General features: G+C 75.3%; 13 protein-coding genes and 1 riboswitch. Of the genes, 3 read left to right on the top strand and 10 right to left on the bottom strand.

Translation table 11 applies throughout. The features are described 5' to 3' along the window. Positions 1-92: 92 nt before the first annotated feature. From HCN56_RS13945 to HCN56_RS13970, 6 genes are all read right to left on the bottom strand, one after another. The gene (locus HCN56_RS13945) at positions 93-2516 is read right to left on the bottom strand and encodes a Tex family protein (RefSeq protein WP_167970970.1); all 2424 of its coding nucleotides are present in this window, start codon (positions 2514-2516) and stop codon (positions 93-95) included. A 201-nt stretch (positions 2517-2717) separates the two neighbouring features. After that, the gene (locus HCN56_RS13950; RefSeq protein WP_167970972.1) at positions 2718-3605 is read right to left on the bottom strand and encodes an oxygenase MpaB family protein; all 888 of its coding nucleotides are present in this window, start codon (positions 3603-3605) and stop codon (positions 2718-2720) included. A gap of 113 nt (positions 3606-3718) precedes the next feature. Continuing rightward, positions 3719-6031, bottom strand: coding sequence for an MMPL family transporter (locus HCN56_RS13955; RefSeq protein ID WP_167970974.1), 2313 nt, complete (start codon positions 6029-6031; stop codon positions 3719-3721). A 133-nt stretch (positions 6032-6164) separates the two neighbouring features. Continuing rightward, on the bottom strand, positions 6165-6797 hold the full coding sequence (locus HCN56_RS13960) for a TetR/AcrR family transcriptional regulator (protein WP_167970976.1): 633 nt from the start codon (positions 6795-6797) through the stop codon (positions 6165-6167). A 265-nt stretch (positions 6798-7062) separates the two neighbouring features. Beyond that, entirely contained in the window at positions 7063-9303 is a 2241-nt protein-coding gene (locus HCN56_RS13965) for a 3-hydroxyacyl-CoA dehydrogenase NAD-binding domain-containing protein (protein WP_167970977.1), read from the bottom strand. 89 nt (positions 9304-9392) lie between these two features. Next, the gene (locus HCN56_RS13970) at positions 9393-10607 is read right to left on the bottom strand and encodes an acetyl-CoA C-acetyltransferase (RefSeq protein ID WP_167970979.1); all 1215 of its coding nucleotides are present in this window, start codon (positions 10605-10607) and stop codon (positions 9393-9395) included. 942 nt (positions 10608-11549) lie between these two features. Here HCN56_RS13970 and HCN56_RS13975 point away from each other — a divergent pair. Further along, positions 11550-12605: an aminotransferase class V-fold PLP-dependent enzyme gene (locus tag HCN56_RS13975; RefSeq protein WP_167970981.1), complete on the top strand. Its 1056-nt coding sequence runs from the start codon at positions 11550-11552 to the stop codon at positions 12603-12605. 90 nt (positions 12606-12695) lie between these two features. Here HCN56_RS13975 and HCN56_RS13980 read toward each other — a convergent pair whose 3' ends face one another. From HCN56_RS13980 to HCN56_RS13995, 4 genes are all read right to left on the bottom strand, one after another. Next, positions 12696-13091: an MmcQ/YjbR family DNA-binding protein gene (locus HCN56_RS13980; protein WP_167970983.1), complete on the bottom strand. Its 396-nt coding sequence runs from the start codon at positions 13089-13091 to the stop codon at positions 12696-12698. Positions 13092-13170: 79 nt separating this feature from the next. Then, positions 13171-14019: a siderophore-interacting protein gene (locus HCN56_RS13985; protein ID WP_167970985.1), complete on the bottom strand. Its 849-nt coding sequence runs from the start codon at positions 14017-14019 to the stop codon at positions 13171-13173. Positions 14020-14223: 204 nt separating this feature from the next. Next, positions 14224-14937, bottom strand: coding sequence for an endonuclease V (locus HCN56_RS13990; protein WP_167970991.1), 714 nt, complete (start codon positions 14935-14937; stop codon positions 14224-14226). A 35-nt stretch (positions 14938-14972) separates the two neighbouring features. Beyond that, positions 14973-16412: a glycine hydroxymethyltransferase gene (locus HCN56_RS13995; RefSeq protein ID WP_245246524.1), complete on the bottom strand. Its 1440-nt coding sequence runs from the start codon at positions 16410-16412 to the stop codon at positions 14973-14975. Positions 16413-16474: 62 nt separating this feature from the next. Further along, a riboswitch (ZMP/ZTP riboswitch) is annotated at positions 16475-16563 on the bottom strand. 91 nt (positions 16564-16654) lie between these two features. On the opposite strand from HCN56_RS13995, the gene HCN56_RS14000 reads away from it, so the two are divergent. Further along, positions 16655-16879 carry a dodecin gene (locus tag HCN56_RS14000; protein WP_167970987.1) on the top strand — a complete coding sequence of 75 codons (225 nt, stop codon included), beginning with the start codon at positions 16655-16657 and terminating at the stop codon, positions 16877-16879. Between the two features lie 139 nt (positions 16880-17018). Continuing rightward, positions 17019-17795, top strand: coding sequence for a hypothetical protein (locus HCN56_RS14005; RefSeq protein ID WP_167970989.1), 777 nt, complete (start codon positions 17019-17021; stop codon positions 17793-17795). Positions 17796-17843: the final 48 nt, after the last annotated feature.

A 17843-nucleotide genomic window follows, 5' to 3' on the forward strand; every position in this document is an offset into this window, starting at 1 on the left:
CCCCCCCCCCCCCCGCCCGCGGTGCCGTGCCGTTCTGTCAAGGGGTCGACCGGGTGGAAGGAGGGCCCGCGCGGGGGCCGCCCGGTGGCCTGTCAGCGGCGGGACTCCCCCGTGAGCCCGGCCCGGCGCAGCGCGTCCGCCATCGCGCTGTTGGCGGGCTGCTCGCGGCGCTTCCCGTCGCCGCCCTGGCCGCCCCGGCGGCCGTTGCGGCCCGCGTCCTGGCCCGCACGCGCTCCGCCGCGGCCCTCGCCCCGACCACCGCGGCGGTCGCGCTGGCGCGGTGCGCCACCGTCACCGCCCCGGCCGGCCTCGCCGCCGCGGGCGGCGGCGGAGTCCTCCAGCCGGAGGGTCAGCGAGATCCGCTTCCGGGGGACGTCGACGTCCAGCACCTTGACGCGGACGATGTCGCCCGGCTTGACGATCTCGCGGGGGTCGGAGACGAACCGGTCCGACATGGCGGAGACGTGCACCAGCCCGTCCTGGTGGACGCCGACGTCGACGAAGGCCCCGAAGGCGGCCACGTTGGAGACGACGCCCTCCAGGATCATGCCCGCCGCCAGGTCGCCGATCTTCTCCACGCCGTCCTTGAACCGTGCCGCGCGGAACGCCGGCCGCGGGTCACGGCCCGGCTTCTCCAGCTCGCCGAGGATGTCGGTGACCGTGGGCAGTCCGAATGCCTCGTCCGCGAAGTCCTCGGGGCGCAACGAGCGCAGCAGCGCGGTGTTGCCGATGAGGTCCGGGACCGCGGTGCCGGTGGCGGACGCCATCCGGCGCACCACGGGGTAGGACTCCGGGTGCACGCTGGAGGCGTCGAGCGGGTCCTCGCCGTCCCGCACCCGGAGGAAGCCCGCGCACTGCTCGAACGCCTTCGGGCCCAGCCGGGGCACGTCCTTGAGCGCGCGCCGGGACCGGAACGGGCCGTTGGCGTCGCGGTGGGCGACGATGTTCTCGGCAACCGTGGCCGAGACACCGGAGACCCGCGCGAGCAGCGGTACCGAGGCCGTGTTGACGTCGACACCGACGCCGTTCACGCAGTCCTCCACCACCGCGTCCAGCGACCGCGAGAGTTTCCCCTCCGCCAGGTCGTGCTGGTACTGGCCGACGCCGATGGACTTCGGGTCGATCTTGACCAGCTCGGCGAGCGGGTCCTGCAGCCGGCGGGCGATGGAGACCGCACCGCGCAGGGAGACGTCGAGCTCCGGGAGTTCCTTCGAGGCGTAGGCGGAGGCCGAGTACACCGAGGCCCCGGCCTCGGAGACCAGCGCCTTGGTCAGTTTCAGCTCCGGCAGCGCCGCGATCAGCTCGCCCGCGAGCTTGTCCGTCTCCCGGGAGGCCGTGCCGTTGCCCACGGCGATCAGTTCGACGCGGTGCTCGGAGGCGAGCCGGGCGAGCCGCTCCAGCGCGGCGTCCCACTTCCGCTGCGGGGCGTGGGGGTGGACGGTGTCGGTGGCCGCCACCTTGCCGGTGGCGTCCACGACGGCGACCTTCACCCCGGTGCGCAGCCCCGGGTCCAGGCCCATGGTGGCGCGGGTACCGGCGGGGGCCGCGAGCAGCAGGTCGCGGAGGTTGGTGGCGAAGACACCGACGGCGCCGTCCTCGGCGGCGGTGCGCAGCCGGGTGCGGAGGTCGAGGGTGAGGTGCACGAGCAGCCGGGTGCGCCAGGCCCAGCGGACCGTCTCCAGCAGCCAGGCGTCGGCGGGGCGACCGCGGTCGGCCACGCCGAACCGGTGGGCGATCGCCCGCTCGTAGGCGGAGGGGCCCTCGGCCGACTCGGGCTCCTCGGGTGCGAGCGCGACGTCCAGGTGCTCCTCCTTCTCACCGCGGAACATCGCCAGCGCGCGGTGGGAGGGCATCGTGCCCAGCGGCTCGGACCAGTCGAAGTAGTCGGAGAACTTGGCGCCCTCGGTCTCGCGGCCCTCGCGGACCCGCGAGGTCAAACGGCCCTTCTCCCAGATCCGCTCGCGCAGTTCGCCGACCAGGTCGGCGTCCTCGCCGAAGCGTTCGGTGAGGACGGCCCGGGCGCCCGCGAGGGCGGCATCGGCGCTGTCCACGCCGCGCTCGGCGTCCACGTACCCGGCCGCGGCGGCTGCGGGGTCGGTCGCGGGGTCCGCGAGGAGGGTGTCCGCCAGCGGTTCCAGGCCCGCCTCGCGGGCGATCTGCGCCTTGGTCCGACGCTTGGGCTTGTAGGGGAGGTAGATGTCCTCCAGTCGTGCCTTGGTCTCGGCGGCGCGGATGCTCGCTTCCAGTTCGTCGGTGAGCTTGCCCTGGGAGCGCACCGACTCCAGGACCGCGTCACGGCGCTCCTCGAACTCCCGCAGGTAGCGGAGGCGTTCCTCCAGGGTGCGCAGCTGGGTGTCGTCGAGGGCCCCGGTCACCTCCTTGCGGTAGCGGGCGACGAACGGCACCGTGGCCCCGCCGTCGAGCAGTCCGACGGCGGCCGTCACCTGCCCCTCCCGGACGCCCAGTTCGTCGGCGATCCGGGTTTCGATCGAGCGGTCTGCCACGGAGTTGGTCACGCGGTTCACGGGGATAGGGCCCCTGTCTCCTTCGGTGCGGTGGCCGCCCTCCGCGGTTCGGCTCCGCGAGGCGGGGCCGGACGGGGCGGGGGCGCGGGTGCCCGAGCATTGTGGCAGGGCCGGGGGACATTCGTGGGATTTGACCGCGTCTTCCGGACCCGTGGGGCGCGATCGGCGGTACGTCACGGCCCCGGGTCGCGGTCAGTGGCGGGCCCGGTGTGCGCGACGGGCACGCGCGGCGTCGGGGAGGTAGCGCAGTCGCTCGGGAAGCCGGGTGACGACGGCACCGGTCGCCCGGCCCAGGGCGCGCAACCGGCGTTCCTGCTGCTCGCTCCAGGGCAGCCCGACGGCGGCCCTGGCCTCGGGCGGCATCAGGCCGACGGTGAGGAAGGCCAGCAGCCGGGCGGTGGGGCGTCGCAGCAGCGGCCAGGCAATCCGCAACGGCACCCGGACCGGGCGGGGTCCGTGGTCGGGCGGGCCGACGGTGTTGCGGGGGTCGGTCAACTCACGGACGACGGGCGTGGCGACCAGTTCGTCCAACCATGCCCGGTAGCGGGGCGCGAACTCCGCGGCCGTGGCGGGGAGGTCGCGGTCGCGCAGCCCCAGCAGCACGCCGACCGTGCGCCATTCGCGGTAGAGGGCCTCCTGCTCCGCCGGGGTGCAGCTGCGGCCGTGGAGCACGCTGAGGGCGCGGAGCATCACCGGGTAGCCGGTGGCGTGGACCCAGCCGTACAGGTGGGGGTCGAGGGAGTGGTAGCGGCGGCCGTCGGGAGTGGTGCCGCTGATGGAGCGGTGCAGGCGGCGCAGGCGGCGGCCCTCGGCGGCGGCCTCCTCGCCGCCGTAGACCCAGAGCAGCGCGGACCGGACCGAGCGGTCGGCGCGCCCCCAGGGGTCGGTACGGAACACCGAGTGGTCGTCGACGCCCGCGCCGACGCCGGGCAGCGCGGTCTGCAGGGCCAGCGCGGCGGGGAGCCACATCAGGAAGCGGACGTCCCCGTAGAACTCCCAGAGCAGGCCGTCCGGGGGCGGCCCGACGGGCGGATCGGTGCGGCGGCCCGCTGTCGCGGGGTCCTGGTGCGGTGCGGTCATCTCGGCGCCTCCCGGTGCCATTGTGACCGGTGGTGGCCGAACGCGCCCGCCCCCGGACACCTGGCGGGTGTCCGGGGGCGGGCGCTGCGGGCGAGACCGGCGGGCGCGTCGGGTCAGCGACGCTGCTCGGCGGGCTCGTCCCGGCGGGCCTCGGCGGCGGCCGTCGCCGCGGTGGCCGGCGTGGCAGCGTCGCCGTCACGGTCGGCGGGAGCCGCGGTGACCAGCCGCTCGCCCTCCACGTCCACGTTGGGGAGGATGCGGTCCAGCCAGGCCGGGAGCCACCAGGCGGAGCGGCCGAGCAGCGCGAGCAGCGCCGGCACGATGGCCATGCGGACGACGAACGCGTCGAAGAGGACCGCCACGGCGAGGCCGAAACCGATCATCTTGATCATCGGTTCGGTCGCGCTGACGAAGCCGGCGAAGACGCTGATCATGATGATCGCGGCCGCGGTGACGACCCGGGCGCCGTAGCGGAAGCCGGTGACGATGGCCTCGTCGGGGGTGGCGCCGTGGACGTACGCCTCCCGCATCCGGGTGACGAGGAAGACCTCGTAGTCCATGGCGAGGCCGAAGACGACACCGATGAGGAAGATCGGCATCAGGCTCATCACGGGCCCGGTGGTCTCGACGCCCAGCGGGCCGGCCAGCCAGCCCCACTGGAAGACCGCGACCACGGCGCCGAGGGCCGCCATGACGGAGAGCAGGAAGCCGAGCGCGGCCTTGAGCGGCACGAGCAGCGAGCGGAAGACGACCATCAGCAGCACGAAGGCCAGGCCGACGACGAGCGCCAGGTAGGGCACGAGGGCGTCGTCGAGCTTCTGCGAGACGTCGATGCCCATGGCGGTCTGGCCGGTGACGGCCAGGGTGGCGCCGGTCTCCTGCTCCAGGTCCCCGGCCAGGCCGCGGATGTCGTTGACGACCGTCTCGGTCTCGGTGCTGGAGGGGGTGGAGGCGGGGACCACGGTCAGCAGCGCCGTCGTGCCGCTCTCGTCGGGCTGCGGCGGGGTGACCGCCACCACCCCGTCGAGCGCCATGGCACGCTCGGTGAGCTGCTCGGCCGCGGCCATGGCGTCGCCGCCGCCCTCGCCGTCGAGGACCACCATGAGCGGGCCGTTGACGCCGGGGCCGAAGGACTCGGCCAGCATGTCGTAGGCCTGGCGCTGGGTGGTGGAGGGCGCCGCGGAGCCCTCGTCCGGCAGGTTCAGCTCCAGCTGGCCGGCGGGGATGGCGATGATGCCGAGGCTGACCACGGCGGCCACCAGCACGGCGACGGGGCGCCGGATGACCTGCCGGGCCCAGCGGGTCCCCATGTTGGGACGCTCGGCGGCGGCACGGTCGGTCCCGGTGGCGGCGGCGCCGTTCTCGTCGTTCGCGTCGCCGGTCACGCCGGCGTCGTCGCCCTCGACGACCTTGCGGCGGCCGCCCCGCACCTTGTCGCCGGCGAAACCGAGCACGGCGGGGATGAGGGTGACGGCGACGAGCACGGCGACGGCGACCGCGCCGGCGGCGGCGAAGCCCATCTTGGTGAGGATCGGGATGTTGACGACGGCGAGGCCGGCCATGGCGATGATGACGGTGAGGCCGGCGAAGACGACCGCGGAACCCGCGGTGCCCGAGGCACGCCCCACGGCTTCCACCTTGGAGTGGCCCTCGTCGAGTTCCGCCCGGTAGCGCGAGACGATGAACAGGGCGTAGTCGATGCCGACCGCGAGTCCCAGCATCATCGCCAGGATCGGCGTGGTGGTGTCCAGCTCCAGCGGGCCGCTGAGCACGGTGATGGTGAGGACGGAGATGCCGACGCCGACGAGCGCGGTGATCAGCGGCAGCCCGGCGGCGACCAGCGATCCGAGGGTGACGACCAGGACCACGGCAGCGACGGCGATACCGATGACCTCGGCGATGCCGGTGGCGGGGATCTCGAAGAGGGCGTCACCACCGATCTCGACGACCAGGCCAGCGTCCCGGCCGGTCTCGGCGGCGGCTTCCAGCGCGTCGCGGTCCGCGTCGTCCAGCTCGAAGCCGCTGACGAGGTAGGAGACCTGCGTGTACGCGGTGGTGGAGTCCTGGCTGACCGCGCCGACCTCGAACGGGTCGGTGACGGAGGCGACCTCGTCGGAGCTCTGCTCGAGCTCCTGGAGGACCCCTGCCACCGCCTCCTGGTTGGCCGCGTCCTCCATGGTGCCGTCCTCCGCACGGAAGACGACGCGGGCGGTCGCCCCGTCGACCCCCATGCCGGGGTAGCGCTCGGAGAGAAGGTCGAACGCCTCCTGGGCCTCGGTGCCCGGCATCGATATCTCGTTGGACGGCTGGCTGGCGTTGGTGGCGGCGACGAGGCCGGTGGCACCGAGCAGCAGCACCCACAGCAGGGCTACGAGGCGCCGCTTGAGGAACGACGCGCGTCCCAGTTTGTAGAGAAAAGTCGCCATGGCGGCGGGTGTCTCCTATTCGGTCCGGGCAGTGAGGGTCCACCCCGGCGGCCTGTCGCGGCCGCCGGGTCGGCGTGGTGATCGGTGTGGTGTTGTGCCACGACCGGCGGGCGGCCCGGCGGGCCGCGGCCGGTCAGCCCGCGGTGGCCGGCTCGGGGAGCAGCAGCGGGATGATCATGGTGTCCGCGAAGCGGCGCAGGAAGTCGGGGTCGGCGTAGCGGCCCTCCATCAGCGGCCGGGCAATGAGCGCGCCGATGATCGAGTGCACGACGAACTCCACCGCGGGGTTGCCGGGGGCGAGTTCACCGCGCTCCTCGGCGCGGCGCAGGGCGCGGTCGAGCACCTCGATCTCCGGGTCGATGATGGCCTGCCGGACGGCGAGGTGGAGGTCCGGGTCGTTGCGGCAGGCGTGCGAGAGGGCGTGGATGACAGCGGTGTCGTCGGTGGCCTCGGTACCGACCCGGCCGCACATCTCCCGGAAGTCGCCGCTGAGCGAGCCGGTGTCGACGTCGTCGAGCGACAGCCGCTTGGTGTGCCGGAGCGCGGAGGTGACCAGGCGGGCCTTGCTCTGCCACTGGCGGTAGAGGGTGGCCTTGCTGGACCGGGAGCGAGCGGCGACGGCGTCCATCGTGAGGGCTTCGTACCCGCGTTCCCGCAGCTCGGCGAGAACGGCCTCGTAGAGCTCCTGCTCACGTTCCTCCGTGAGCTTGGTCCGGCCGCTGCGGCCACCGGCTCTGGGGGCGGTGGCGCCGGGCTGCTCGGTCATTCCGTGTCCTGTCGACGGGGCCGGTCCTCCGGCCGGAGGTGGCCATCCCATCATTGATCCGCAGATCGAAACGATGTCGTTTCTCTCCGCACGAGCGTAGACATCCGGACTGCGAAACGCAAACGGATCGATACGGCGCCGTTCACCTACCCCGGCGCACTCCGGGCACACCTCCCCCGTGGCGCCGTCCTCGCCTCGCCACCGCACCACCGCGGCCCCGCCCCCGGGTCCGGGGACGGGGCCGCGGGGCGGCGACGGCGGCGGGCTACACCGCGGCACGCTCCGCACGCGCGCCCCGGTGGCGCACCTCGCCGAACGACTCTCCCGCCGCGGCCTTCTCCAGCAGCAGCGCGGGCGGCGCGAACCGCGGACCGTACCGGTCCGCCAGCTCACGGGCCCGCGCGACGAACCCCGCCGGACCCCCCGGGTAGCCGTTGACGTACTGGAGGACCCCGCCGGTCCACGGCGGGAAGCCGATGCCCAGCAGCGAGCCGACGTTGGCGTCCGCCACCGAGGTCAGCACTCCCTCCTCCAGCAGGCGGACGCTGTCCAACGCCTGCACGAACAGCAGGCGTTCGGTCAGGTCCGCCATGGGGAGCACCGTGCTGCGGCCGTCCGCGAGCCGGTCGGACAGCTCCGGCCAGAGCCCCGACCGCCTGCCGTCCGCGCCGTACTCGTAGAAACCGGCGCCGCCGGCGCGGCCGGTCCTGCCGTGCCCCTCCACCATGCGGTCCAGCAGGGCGTCGGCCGGGTGCGGCACCCACGCCTCGCCGGCGTCCGCCGCGGCGGACCGCTCCTCGGCACGGATCAGCCGGGGCAGGGTGAGGGTCAGCTCGTCCAGCAGGGCGAGCGCACCCGTCGGGTAGCCGGCCCGGGCGGCCGCCCGCTCCACCGACCAGGGCGCCACCCCCTCCCCCACCATGGCCACGCCCTCCTGCAGGTACCGCGCCATGACGCGGGAGGTGAAGAAGCCGCGACCGTCGTTGACGACGATCGGGGTGCGCCCGATCTGCCGCACCAGGTCGAAGGCGCGTGCCAGCGCGCGGTCCCCGGTGGTGGTGGAGCGCACGATCTCCACCAGCGGCATCCGGTGGACCGGCGAGAAGAAGTGCAGCCCGAGGAAGTCCTGGGGGCGGTCCACCGCGCCGGCCAGCCCGCTGACGGGCAGCGTCGAGGTGTTGGTGCAGAGCAACGCGTCCTCACCGACGACCTGTTCGACGGCGGCGAGCACCCGGTGCTTCAGTGCGGTGTCCTCGAAGACCGCCTCGATCACGACCTCGCAGCCGGCCAGCTCCTCCACCGCGTCGGTCGCCGTGATCCGGGCCGGCAGCGCCGCCGCCTCGGCCGCGTCGACCCGCCCGCGGGCGACCGACTCCGCCACGAGCCGCTCGGAGTGGGCCCTGCCCCGCGACGCCGCCTCCCGGCTGACGTCCTGCAGCACCACGTCGATCCCCGCTCGGGCGCACACGTAGGCGATGCCCGCGCCCATCATGCCCGCCCCCACGACCCCCACCCGGCGCACCCGGTGCGGGGGCTCGCCCTGCGGACGGGCGGCACCCGCGTCGACCGTCCGGCGGTCGAAGAAGAACGCCTGCGTCATGTTCTTCGCGGTCTGTCCGACGACCAGTTCCGTGAAGTAGCGGCTCTCGATCACCTGGGCGCCCTCGAAGTCGACCTGCGTCCCCTCCACCGCGGCCGCCAGGATGTTCCGCGGCGCGGGCAGCGGGGCGCCGCCGGTGCGGCGCGTCAGGTGGGCGGCGAAGGAGGGGAGCACCGCGTCGAGGGACCGGGTGCCGGGCGTGCCGCCGGGGATGCGGTACCCGTCCTCGTCCCACGGCTGACGCGACTGCTGATGGGCGTCGATGTGGGCCCGCGCGGCGCCGAACATCTCCTCGGGGGAGGTGGCGACGTGGTGGACCAGCCCGAGGGCGAGCGCGCGCGCCGGGGTGTGGCGGGCGCCCGCCAGCAGCACGTGCTGCAGCGCGTCGGCGATGCCGAGCATCCGCACCGTGCGGACCACGCCGCCGCCTCCCGGGAGCAGGCCCAGGGTGACCTCGGGCAACCCGAGACGGGTGCCGGGCCCGTCGAGGACGATCCGGTGGTGGCAGGCGAGCGCGAGCTCCAGTCCGCCGCCGAGCGCGGTGCCGTTGACGGCGGCGACCACCGGCATGCCCAGCGTCTCGATGCGGCGCAGCGCGCGCTTGAGCGCCATGGAGAAGTCGAAGACCCGGCGGGCGTCCTCGGGGCCGGCCGCGATGAGCTCGTCGAGGTCGCCCCCGGCGACGAACGTCTCCTTCGCGGAGGTGAGGATGATGCCGCGGACCGTGTCGCGTTCCCCCTCCAGCCGGTCGGCGACGGCGGTGAGCGCGGTGACGAACGCGGCGTCCACGGTGTTGGCGGAGCGCCCGGGCGCGTCCATGGTGAGGGTCACGATGCCGTCGGCGCCGCGGTGCCAAAGGATCGGTGACGCGTCGGGGGCGGGTGCGGCTTCGGCGGGTCGGGTCATGGCGGTCTCTTTCGCTCGGCGGGGCGGTGGGGCGGTCCGGGAGGGGCGGACGGGGGTGGGTTCACCCCGCGGCTGTGGCGCGGCCTGCGTCACACCCGCTCGATGACGGTGGCCACACCCATCCCGCCGCCGACACAGAGGGTCGCGAGGCCGCGGCGCAGGTCGCGCCGCTCCAGTTCGTCGAGCAGCGTGCCGAGGATCATCGCCCCGGTGGCCCCCAGCGGGTGGCCGAGCGCGATGGCACCGCCGTTGACGTTGACCCGGTCGAGGTCCACACCCATCTCCCGCACGAAGCGCAGCACGACGGCGGCGAACGCCTCGTTGACCTCGAAGAGGTCGATGTCGTCGACGGTGAGACCGGCGCGGGCCAGGGCCTTGCGGCTGGCCGGTGCCGGTCCGGTGAGCATGACGGTCGGCTCCGATCCGGTGACCGCCGCGGAGACGATCCGCGCCCGGGGGGTCATGCCGAGGCGGCGGCCCACCGCCTCGCTGCCGACCACCACCAGCGCGGCGCCGTCGACGATGCCCGAGGAGTTCCCGGCGTGGTGGACGTGGTCGATGCGCGCCAGGTGGTGGTACTTCTGCAACGCGACGGCGTCGAACCCGCCCTCCTCGCCCAGCTTGGCGAACGAGGGGCGCAACGCGGCGAGGGAGTCGGCAGTGGTGCCGGGGCGGGGGAACTCGTCGTGGTCGAGCACCGTGAGCCCCGACCGGTCGACGACGGGCTCCAACCCGCGGTCGAACCGGCCCTCCTTCGCGGCGGTGGCGGCACGCTCCTGGGAGAGCGCCGCGTACGCGTCGACCTCGCGCCGGCCGACGCCGTCGAGGGTGGCGATGAGGTCGGCCCCGATGCCCTGCGGGACGAACCCGGTCGCCACGCTCGTCATCGGGTCCATCATCCAGGCGCCGCCGTCGGAGCCGATGGGCAGGCGGGACATGGACTCCACCCCGCCCGCCAGCAGCAGGTCGTCCCATCCCGAACGGACCTTGGCGGCAGCGGTGTTGACAGCCTCCAGCCCCGAGGCGCAGAACCGGTTGAGCTGCACCCCGGCGACGGACTCGGGGAGCCCCGCGGCCAACGCGGCGATCTTGGCGATGTCGGAGCCCTGGTCCCCGTGCGGGCTGACCACGCCGAGCACGACGTCGTCGACGGCCGCGGGGTCGAGCCCCGGCAGCCGGTGCTCCAGTCGCCCCATCAGCCCGGTGACGAGGTCGATGGGTTTGACGGTGTGCAGGGAGCCGGTGCTCCGGCCGCGGCCGCGGGGGGTGCGGTAGGCGTCGTAGACGTAGGCGTCGATGGTCATGGGAGCCTTTCGTGGAAGCGGATGTCGGCCGGCGGCCTCCCGCTGTCGGGGCCCGCGCCGGGAGCGCGTGGCGCGACGGCGCGATCGGACGGCGGGGTCCGGGGCGGTGCGGGCGTCAGGCGGCTTCGCCGTGCCCGCCGGGTGGGTCCCGCCGTTCGGCGGCCGCGGCGGACTCCGCCGAGCGCCGTTCCGGCGTCGGCCGTAACGCGCGGGGATGCACGGCGAACCTGGGCGTGGGCGTCGGTCGGGCGGTTCCGCCGTGCTCGGTCGCGGTGCCGCGACGGGCGAGGTGGGGGCGGCCGGGGGCGACCGGTCGGACGTCGGCAGTTTCCGTGGCGGCGGGCACGGGGGTGAGCGCGAACCGTCCGCGGTCGTGCCGGGTGCGGTCCGGCGGGGGGCTGTGCTGCCCCCGGGCGGCCGTGCGGCCGTCGGCCCGTCGGGGGGTGCGCGCGAACGCGGCCTGGTTGCCGATGCGTTGCGCCGGCGGTGGACTCCCGGTCACCGGGGCTCCGGCCCGCTCGGCCCGGCGCGGGGCGCGGGCGACGCCCTCCACCGCCCCGGGGGCCGCGAACACCGGACGCGGGGTGCGGCCGGCCGGAGCCGGCCCGGGCGGGAGGCGGGTCCTGCCGGGGCCGGGTCGGTCCGCCCGGACGCCGCCGGGGGCCGGTCCGGCGAGCTGCAGGGCGGCGGACGGGGCGGAGCCGTGGCCGGGCCCCGCCGGTTGCCCCACCCGCGCCCCGGTTCCGGCGTCGGTCGGCATGGTCCCCCCGTGGTCCGTCGCGCTACGTCGCGGTAACAACGCGATCCTAGGAACGCCTTCGGCTTTTCTCAAGGATCGGGGCGCGTGACGGGGTGCGCGGGGCGCACGGCGCGGCGGGGGAAGGCCCCGGGCCCCGTGACGGGGCGCGTGTGGCGGGTCGGCGCACGGGCCAGACATCCCCCATGGACGCACTGCGGCAGGAGTTCTCCCCGCGAGGGACCTACCTCGACACCGCCTCCCACGGCCTGCTCCCCCGCCGGTCGGTCGCCGCGGTACGGCAGGCGGCGGCGCGGATGGCGGACGGCACGCTCGACCAGGCGGCCTGCCTGCGCGCGGTGGACGGGGTCCGCGCGGGGTACGCGGCGCTCGTGGGCGTGGCGCCCGAGCGGGTGGCCGTCGGTTCGTCCGTCGCGGTGCACGTCGCCCTGGTGGCCGCCTCCCTGCCGCCGGGGTCCGAGGTCCTCGTGGCGCGCGAGGAGTTCAGCTCGCTGCCCACCCCGTTCGACCAGCACGGGGAGCTGCGGCTGCGGCAGGTGCCGCTGGACGGGCTCGTCGACGCGATCCGCCCCGGTACCGGCCTGGTGGCGGTGAGCGCCGCCCAGTCGGCCGACGGCCGGGTCGTCGACCTCGACGCCCTGCTGACCGCCGCGCGCGACCACGGGGCGCGCACCCTGCTCGACACGACCCAGGCGGCGGGGTGGCTGCCGCTGCGGGCAGGCGACTTCGACTACACGGTGTGCGGCGGCTACAAGTGGCTGCTGACTCCCCGCGGGGTGTCGTTCCTGACGGTGCCGGCCGAGTTCGGCGGCCTCCGCCCGCTGCACGCGGGCTGGGTGGCCGGGGAGGAGCCGTGGCAGAGCTGCTACGGCCCGGTGACCGAACTCGCGCGCGACGCGCGCCGCTTCGACCAGAGCCCGGCCTTCCTGGCGTACCTGGCGGCGGCGCCCTCGCTGCGGCTGCTGGCCGAGGTGGGGCCGGCGCGTGTCGGCGCGCACGACCGCGCACTGGCGGCGAGGTTCCGGGCGGCGCTGGCGGAGTTGGGCCACGAGGTGCCGGACGCCGGCGGGCCGATCGTCTCGTTCCCGGAGACCGAGGGCGCGGCGGAGGCGCTGCACCGGGCGGAGGTCCGCGTCGCCCGCCGCCGGGGGGCGTTGCGCGCGGCGTTCCACCTCTACAACGACGAGGCGGACGTGGACCGGGCCGTCGAGGCGCTGGCGTCCGCCGCGCGCGGTCGCTGACCGGCGCGGCACGGCGGCGGTACTGCCGGCGGGGCAGCACGGCCGCGGGCGGCCGTCAGGGGGGCGCCGCGCGGCCGACGGGTCGCTCCGTCACGCTCGGCGGGCGTCGAGTTCGGCGACCGCGCGGCGGGGCGCGATCGCCCGGAAGCTCTCCTCCCCCCAGTCGCGGAGCAGTTCGTCCGCCGGCGCGGCGGCCGTCCCACCGAGCGGCACCCGCACCCATCCGGTGCGCGCGAGGCCGTACCCGGCAGGCTCGGCGCCCGGCAGAGACAGCGCATGGGCGCGGACGTCGTCGCTCGGCAACGTGACCACCATGGCCGGAGCGGCGCCGGCGGCGGGAGCCCCGAGGAAGGCGAAGACCCGGCTGCCCGCCTTCACCGCCGATTCGCCCCAGGGGAACTCCTCCACGACGCCGGGCAGTCCGAGGGCGTGCGCGCGGACGCGCTCCCACACCCCGCCGCGCTGCTCGTCCCGACCCGCCGCCATGCGGTCCACGCTTCGCCCGCCCCGGGGCGGGCGACCGCTGCGACACCTGGGGGGCCGCAGCGGTCGGCGGGGCCGCGGATCAGGCGGCCGCCTGCTCCTGCTCCTCCTCCACACGGCGGTTCCACTCGGCCTTCCCGGCCTGCCAGCCGTCCTCGTCCGCTCCGCGGCGCCAGTAGCCGCTGATGGAGAGCTGCGCGGGCTTCATCCCGCGCTCGTGCCGCAGATGACGGCGGAGCGACTTCACCCAGTGCGCCTCACCGTGCACGAACGCCTGACCGGTGCCGGCGGGCAGGTCGGCGGCGGTGACCGCCGCCAGCAGGGCCTCGCCGTAGCCGCCGGAGCTGCGGTCCACCCAGACGATGTCCACCTCGCCGGCCGGCGGCTGGAGCTTCTGCTCCTCCCCCGGGTCCCCGATCTCCAGGAAGACCCGCGCCCGGGCGCCTGCCGGGAGTTCCGCCACGGAGGCGGCGATCGCGGGCAGCGCGCTCTCGTCGCCCACCAGGAGGTGCCAGTCGGCCTGGGGGTCGGGCGCGTACCCGCCGCCGGGGCCGAGGATGGCGAGTTCGTCACCGGGCGCGGCGGACGCCGCCCAGGGGCCGGCGAGCCCCGTGTCGCCGTGGTGGACGAAGTCGATCACGAGCTCCGGCCCCGCCGGGTCGAAGCTGCGGACGGTGTAGGTGCGCGTCAGCGGCCACTGGTCGCGCGGCCGGTCGCGGCGGATCGCGGCGACGTCCAGCGGCTGCGGGTAGTCGACACCGGGCCGCGGGAAGACGAGCTTGACGTAGCTGTCGGTGTAGGGGCCGGTGGCGAAGTCGCGGAGTCCTTCGCCGCCGAAGGTGACCCGGATCATGTGGTCCGTGAGCTGCTCGGTGCGCAGCACCCTGCCGATGTGGGTGGGGTTCGCGGGTCGGGCAGGCCGGTCGTTCATCGCTGCTCCTCGCTCGGTGGGGCCGTCGCGACGGCCGGGTCCTCGGCGCCGGCCCCTGACCGGGAGCAACGGCGCACCGCACGCGGCGGCATGGGACGCTCACCGACGCACGCATCAGGTAAGGGTGACCTTACCTGATGCGTGCGTCGATTACCTCCCCCTCCCGACCTGGGCCGGAGCGCGGACCGGGCGCCCCGGCCCTGGTCACGCCGGGCCGCGTGCCCCGGTGGCGGCAGCGGCGGACAACGCGTCCCGGCACGCCCGGTCGGCACGGCGGATCGGGTCCGGCTGCCGGTAGTGCGGCGTCAGCCGCATCACGTGGGCGCACGCTGTGTCGAGGTCGACGCGGTGCCCGGCGGAGACGAAGACCGGTTTGACCTCGGCCCGGGTGCGCAGCGCCCGCCCCACTTCCTCCTCGCCGTCCAGCAGGGGGGAGGAGGAGCCACGCGCCGTGCCCGGGACGTCGTGGCGGAAGGTGAAGGGCGACTTGGCGACACCGATCGTCGGCAGGCCCGTCACCACCCCGAGGTGGCAGGCGAGCCCGAACCGCCGCGGGTGCGCCAGCCCGTACCCGTCGCAGACCACCAGCCCGGGGGGCTCGGCGAGACGGTCCAGCGCCCGCACGACGGCGGGGACCTCGCGGAACGCCAGCAGCCCCGGGACGTACGGGAAGGGGACCGGGCCCACCGCCGTGGCCTCGGCCACCACCTCCAGCGAACCGGCGTCGAGCACGACGACGGCCGCCGCCACCAGGTCGCGCTCGTCGTCGTAGGCGACGTCCACCCCGGCCACCGTTCCGGTGCCGTCGGCCGGCGGCCCGGCTTCGTCCCGCACCAGGCGCTCGCGGAGCAGCCGCTGCACGGCCACCGCCTCGGCCTCGGTCCGCGCGGCCGCGGCCCGGCCGTCCCCCGGGGGCACGGAGCCGGGGGACGCCGGCGAGGGCGGGCCCCCGGTCACGCCAGTTCCAGCCCGGGGTAGAGCGGGTGGCGGCCGAGCAGGTCGGCGGCGCGGTCCGCGACCTCGGCGGCCACGCGCGGTGCGAGGTCGAACCGCACCCGGGAGGCGCCGCCGGAGTCGGTGGTGCCGGGCTCCGTCGCGTCGAGCACCCGGGCGACAAGGGCGGCGACCTCGTCCATCTCGGCAGGCCCCATGCCGCGGGAGGTGAGCGCCGGGGTGCCGAGCCGGACGCCGGAGGTGTACCAGGCGCCGTTGGGGTCGCTCGGCACCGCGTTGCGGTTGGTGACGATCCCCGCCGCCAGCAGCGCGGCCTCGGCCTGTCGGCCGGTCAGCCCGTGCGGCGAGACATCGAGGAGCACCAGGTGGTTGTCGGTGCCCCCGGTCACCAGCCGCACGCCGCGGCGCAGCAGCCCCTCCGCCAAGGCCCGCGCGTTGGCGACGACCCGCTCCGCGTACGCGGCGAAGTCGGGGCGACGCGCCTCGGCGAACGCGACCGCCTTGGCTGCCATGACGTGCGGCAGCGGGCCGCCGAGGACCATCGGGCAGCCGCGGTCGACCTGTTCGGCGAGGGAGTCGTCGCACAGCACCAGGCCGCCGCGCGGGCCGCGCAGCGACTTGTGCGTGGTGGAGGTGACGATCTGCGCGTGGGCGACGGGGTCGTGGTCGCCGGTGAGGACCTTGCCCGCGACGAGCCCGGCGAAATGGGCCATGTCCACCATCAGGGTGGCGCCGACCTCGTCGGCGATCTCCCGCATCCGGGCGAAGTCGACCAGCCGCGGATAGGCCGAGTAGCCCGCCACCAGGATCAGTGGCCGGAACGCGCGCGCGGCGGCGCGGACCGCGTCGTAGTCGAGCAGTCCGGTGGCCGGGTCGGTCCCGTAGCTGCGCTGGTCGAACATCTTGCCGGAGATGTTGGGGCGGAACCCGTGGGTGAGGTGGCCGCCGGCGTCGAGTGACATGCCGAGCATCCGCTGGTCGCCCAACTCCCCGCGCAGCGCCGCCCAGTCGGCGTCGGCGAGGTCGTTGACACCGCGGACACCGGCCCGTTCCAGCGCCGGAGACTCCACCCGCCGGGCGAGCACCGCCCAGAAGGCGACCAGGTTGGCGTCGATGCCCGAGTGGGGCTGGACGTAGGCGTGCCGCGCCCCGAACAGCTCCCGGGCGTGGCGGGCGGCCAGTTCCTCCACCGTGTCGACGTTGCGGCAGCCGGCGTAGAACCGCCGGCCGACGGTGCCCTCGGCGTACTTGTCGCTGAACCAGTTCCCCATGGTCAGCAGCACCGCCGGGGAGGCGTAGTTCTCGCTGGCGATGAGCTTGAGCGACTCTCGCTGGTCGGCGAGTTCGGCGGCGACGGCGTCCGCGACGGCGGGCTCCACGGAGCGGATCACGTCCAGTGCGGCCCGGTAGGCGGTGGACGCCCGCTCGGCGTACGGCAGCGGCTCGGGGCCGGACGGGGCGTCGACGGGAGAGGTGGTCACGGGGCCTCCATGCGGTGCGCGCGGACGGCCCAGGCGCGCGGCACTCCACGGAGCGGACCGCTCCCCGATGGTTGCACCCATCTCGTTCGCGCCAGTCACGGCCCGGCGGGAGCGTAGCACTCGCGGGCTCCCACGGGCTGGGGCACCGTGGAGTGACGGCCGGTGGTCCCACCGGCCGCACCTGCGGTCGAGGAGCGAGCATGTCGGAGCACACCTACCGGGTCACCGAGATCGTCGGCACCTCGCGGGAGGGGGTGGACGCGGCGATCCGCAACGGGATCTCGCGGGCGTCGCAGACCCTGCGCAACCTGGACTGGTTCGAGGTCACCCAGGTCCGGGGCCACATCGAGGACGGCGCGGTCGCCCACTACCAGGTGGGGCTCAAGGTCGGGTTCCGGCTGGAGGACGGCGACCAGGAGGGCTGACGGGCGCCGCCCCGGGCCCGCCCCTCGTCCCTTCCGGCGCCCCCGCCCCGCGTCCCCCGCACACACCTCCCCCACACGGGGGAGGAGTTGGCACAATCGGGCGCGCGTACGGCGGTTACCGACGAGGAGGGGCGAGGGCGTGACACTGAACTTCACCGTGGACATCACGGGGACCACGGGGATGCGGACCGGGGAGTGGGCCGACGGCGAGGAGTTCCTCATCCTGCCCGACCAGCGGATGAAGCGGGAGGAGTCGCTGGCCCGGGTCCGGTTGTGCGACCCGGCGACCGTCGCCGCCGACGGGGCCGGCCCGGCCCCGCCCCGGCCGTCCCCCCGCGGCGACGGCGGCACGCTCCGCCAGGTGACGGTGGCCGAGGTGGAGGAGAGGATGTCCCACCGGAGCGGGGAACCGCACCCGGTGCTGGTGCTGTCGGGACCCGACGAGGCGCGGCTGTGCGTGGTCCGACCGGGGAAGCCAGGGGTGGCGGAACCCGGGGTCTTCGACGTGACCGACGAGGACGGCGCACCGCTGGGGCGGATCGAGCACCGGCCGTCCCGCCCGGGGCGGCGGGCGTTCTGGCGGATCGTGCCTCGGGAAGGACCGGTGCTCACGGGGTACCGGGGCAGCATCGCCGGGTGGGCGGGGTTCGTCCTGACCTACCCGCTGTGGCTGCTGTTCTTCTTCGGCTCACTCCTGGTCACCCTGCTGAGCCTGGGCAACGTGACGGAACTGCTGGTCTGGGGCGCGCCCCGTCGCGTCGCCTGGCACCGGCGCGGGGCGCGCCCGCTGACCGGGACCGCGCTCGACTTCCGGTACATGCGCTCCGGCTACCGCTGGCGGCCGGAGCTGCTGGACCACCGGCTGGCCTATGCGCAGGCGAGCCTCCATTACTTCCACAAGATGCACAAGGACTGAGCCGGCCGACGGCGGGCACGGGCGGGGGCTTCGGCGCCGCCCGTGCCC

Origin of the sequence: Streptomyces lonarensis (genome assembly GCF_012033735.1) — a bacterium.
Taxonomy (GTDB): domain Bacteria; phylum Actinomycetota; class Actinomycetes; order Streptomycetales; family Streptomycetaceae; genus Streptomyces; species Streptomyces lonarensis.

Excerpts from the sequence above, each read along its gene's own strand:
- HCN56_RS13980 (WP_167970983.1), bottom strand. The coding sequence starts at position 13,091 with ATGGCGGCGGGTCGGGACGAGCAGCGCGGCGGGGTGTGGGAGCGCGTC.
- HCN56_RS14000 (WP_167970987.1), top strand. The coding sequence starts at position 16,655 with ATGTCGGAGCACACCTACCGGGTCACCGAGATCGTCGGCACCTCGCGG.
- HCN56_RS13960 (WP_167970976.1), bottom strand. The coding sequence starts at position 6,797 with ATGACCGAGCAGCCCGGCGCCACCGCCCCCAGAGCCGGTGGCCGCAGC.
- HCN56_RS13950 (WP_167970972.1), bottom strand. The coding sequence starts at position 3,605 with ATGACCGCACCGCACCAGGACCCCGCGACAGCGGGCCGCCGCACCGAT.
- HCN56_RS13970 (WP_167970979.1), bottom strand. The coding sequence starts at position 10,607 with ATGACCATCGACGCCTACGTCTACGACGCCTACCGCACCCCCCGCGGC.
- HCN56_RS13955 (WP_167970974.1), bottom strand. The coding sequence starts at position 6,031 with ATGGCGACTTTTCTCTACAAACTGGGACGCGCGTCGTTCCTCAAGCGG.
- HCN56_RS13965 (WP_167970977.1), bottom strand. The coding sequence starts at position 9,303 with ATGACCCGACCCGCCGAAGCCGCACCCGCCCCCGACGCGTCACCGATC.
- HCN56_RS13975 (WP_167970981.1), top strand. The coding sequence starts at position 11,550 with ATGGACGCACTGCGGCAGGAGTTCTCCCCGCGAGGGACCTACCTCGAC.
- HCN56_RS13985 (WP_167970985.1), bottom strand. The coding sequence starts at position 14,019 with ATGAACGACCGGCCTGCCCGACCCGCGAACCCCACCCACATCGGCAGG.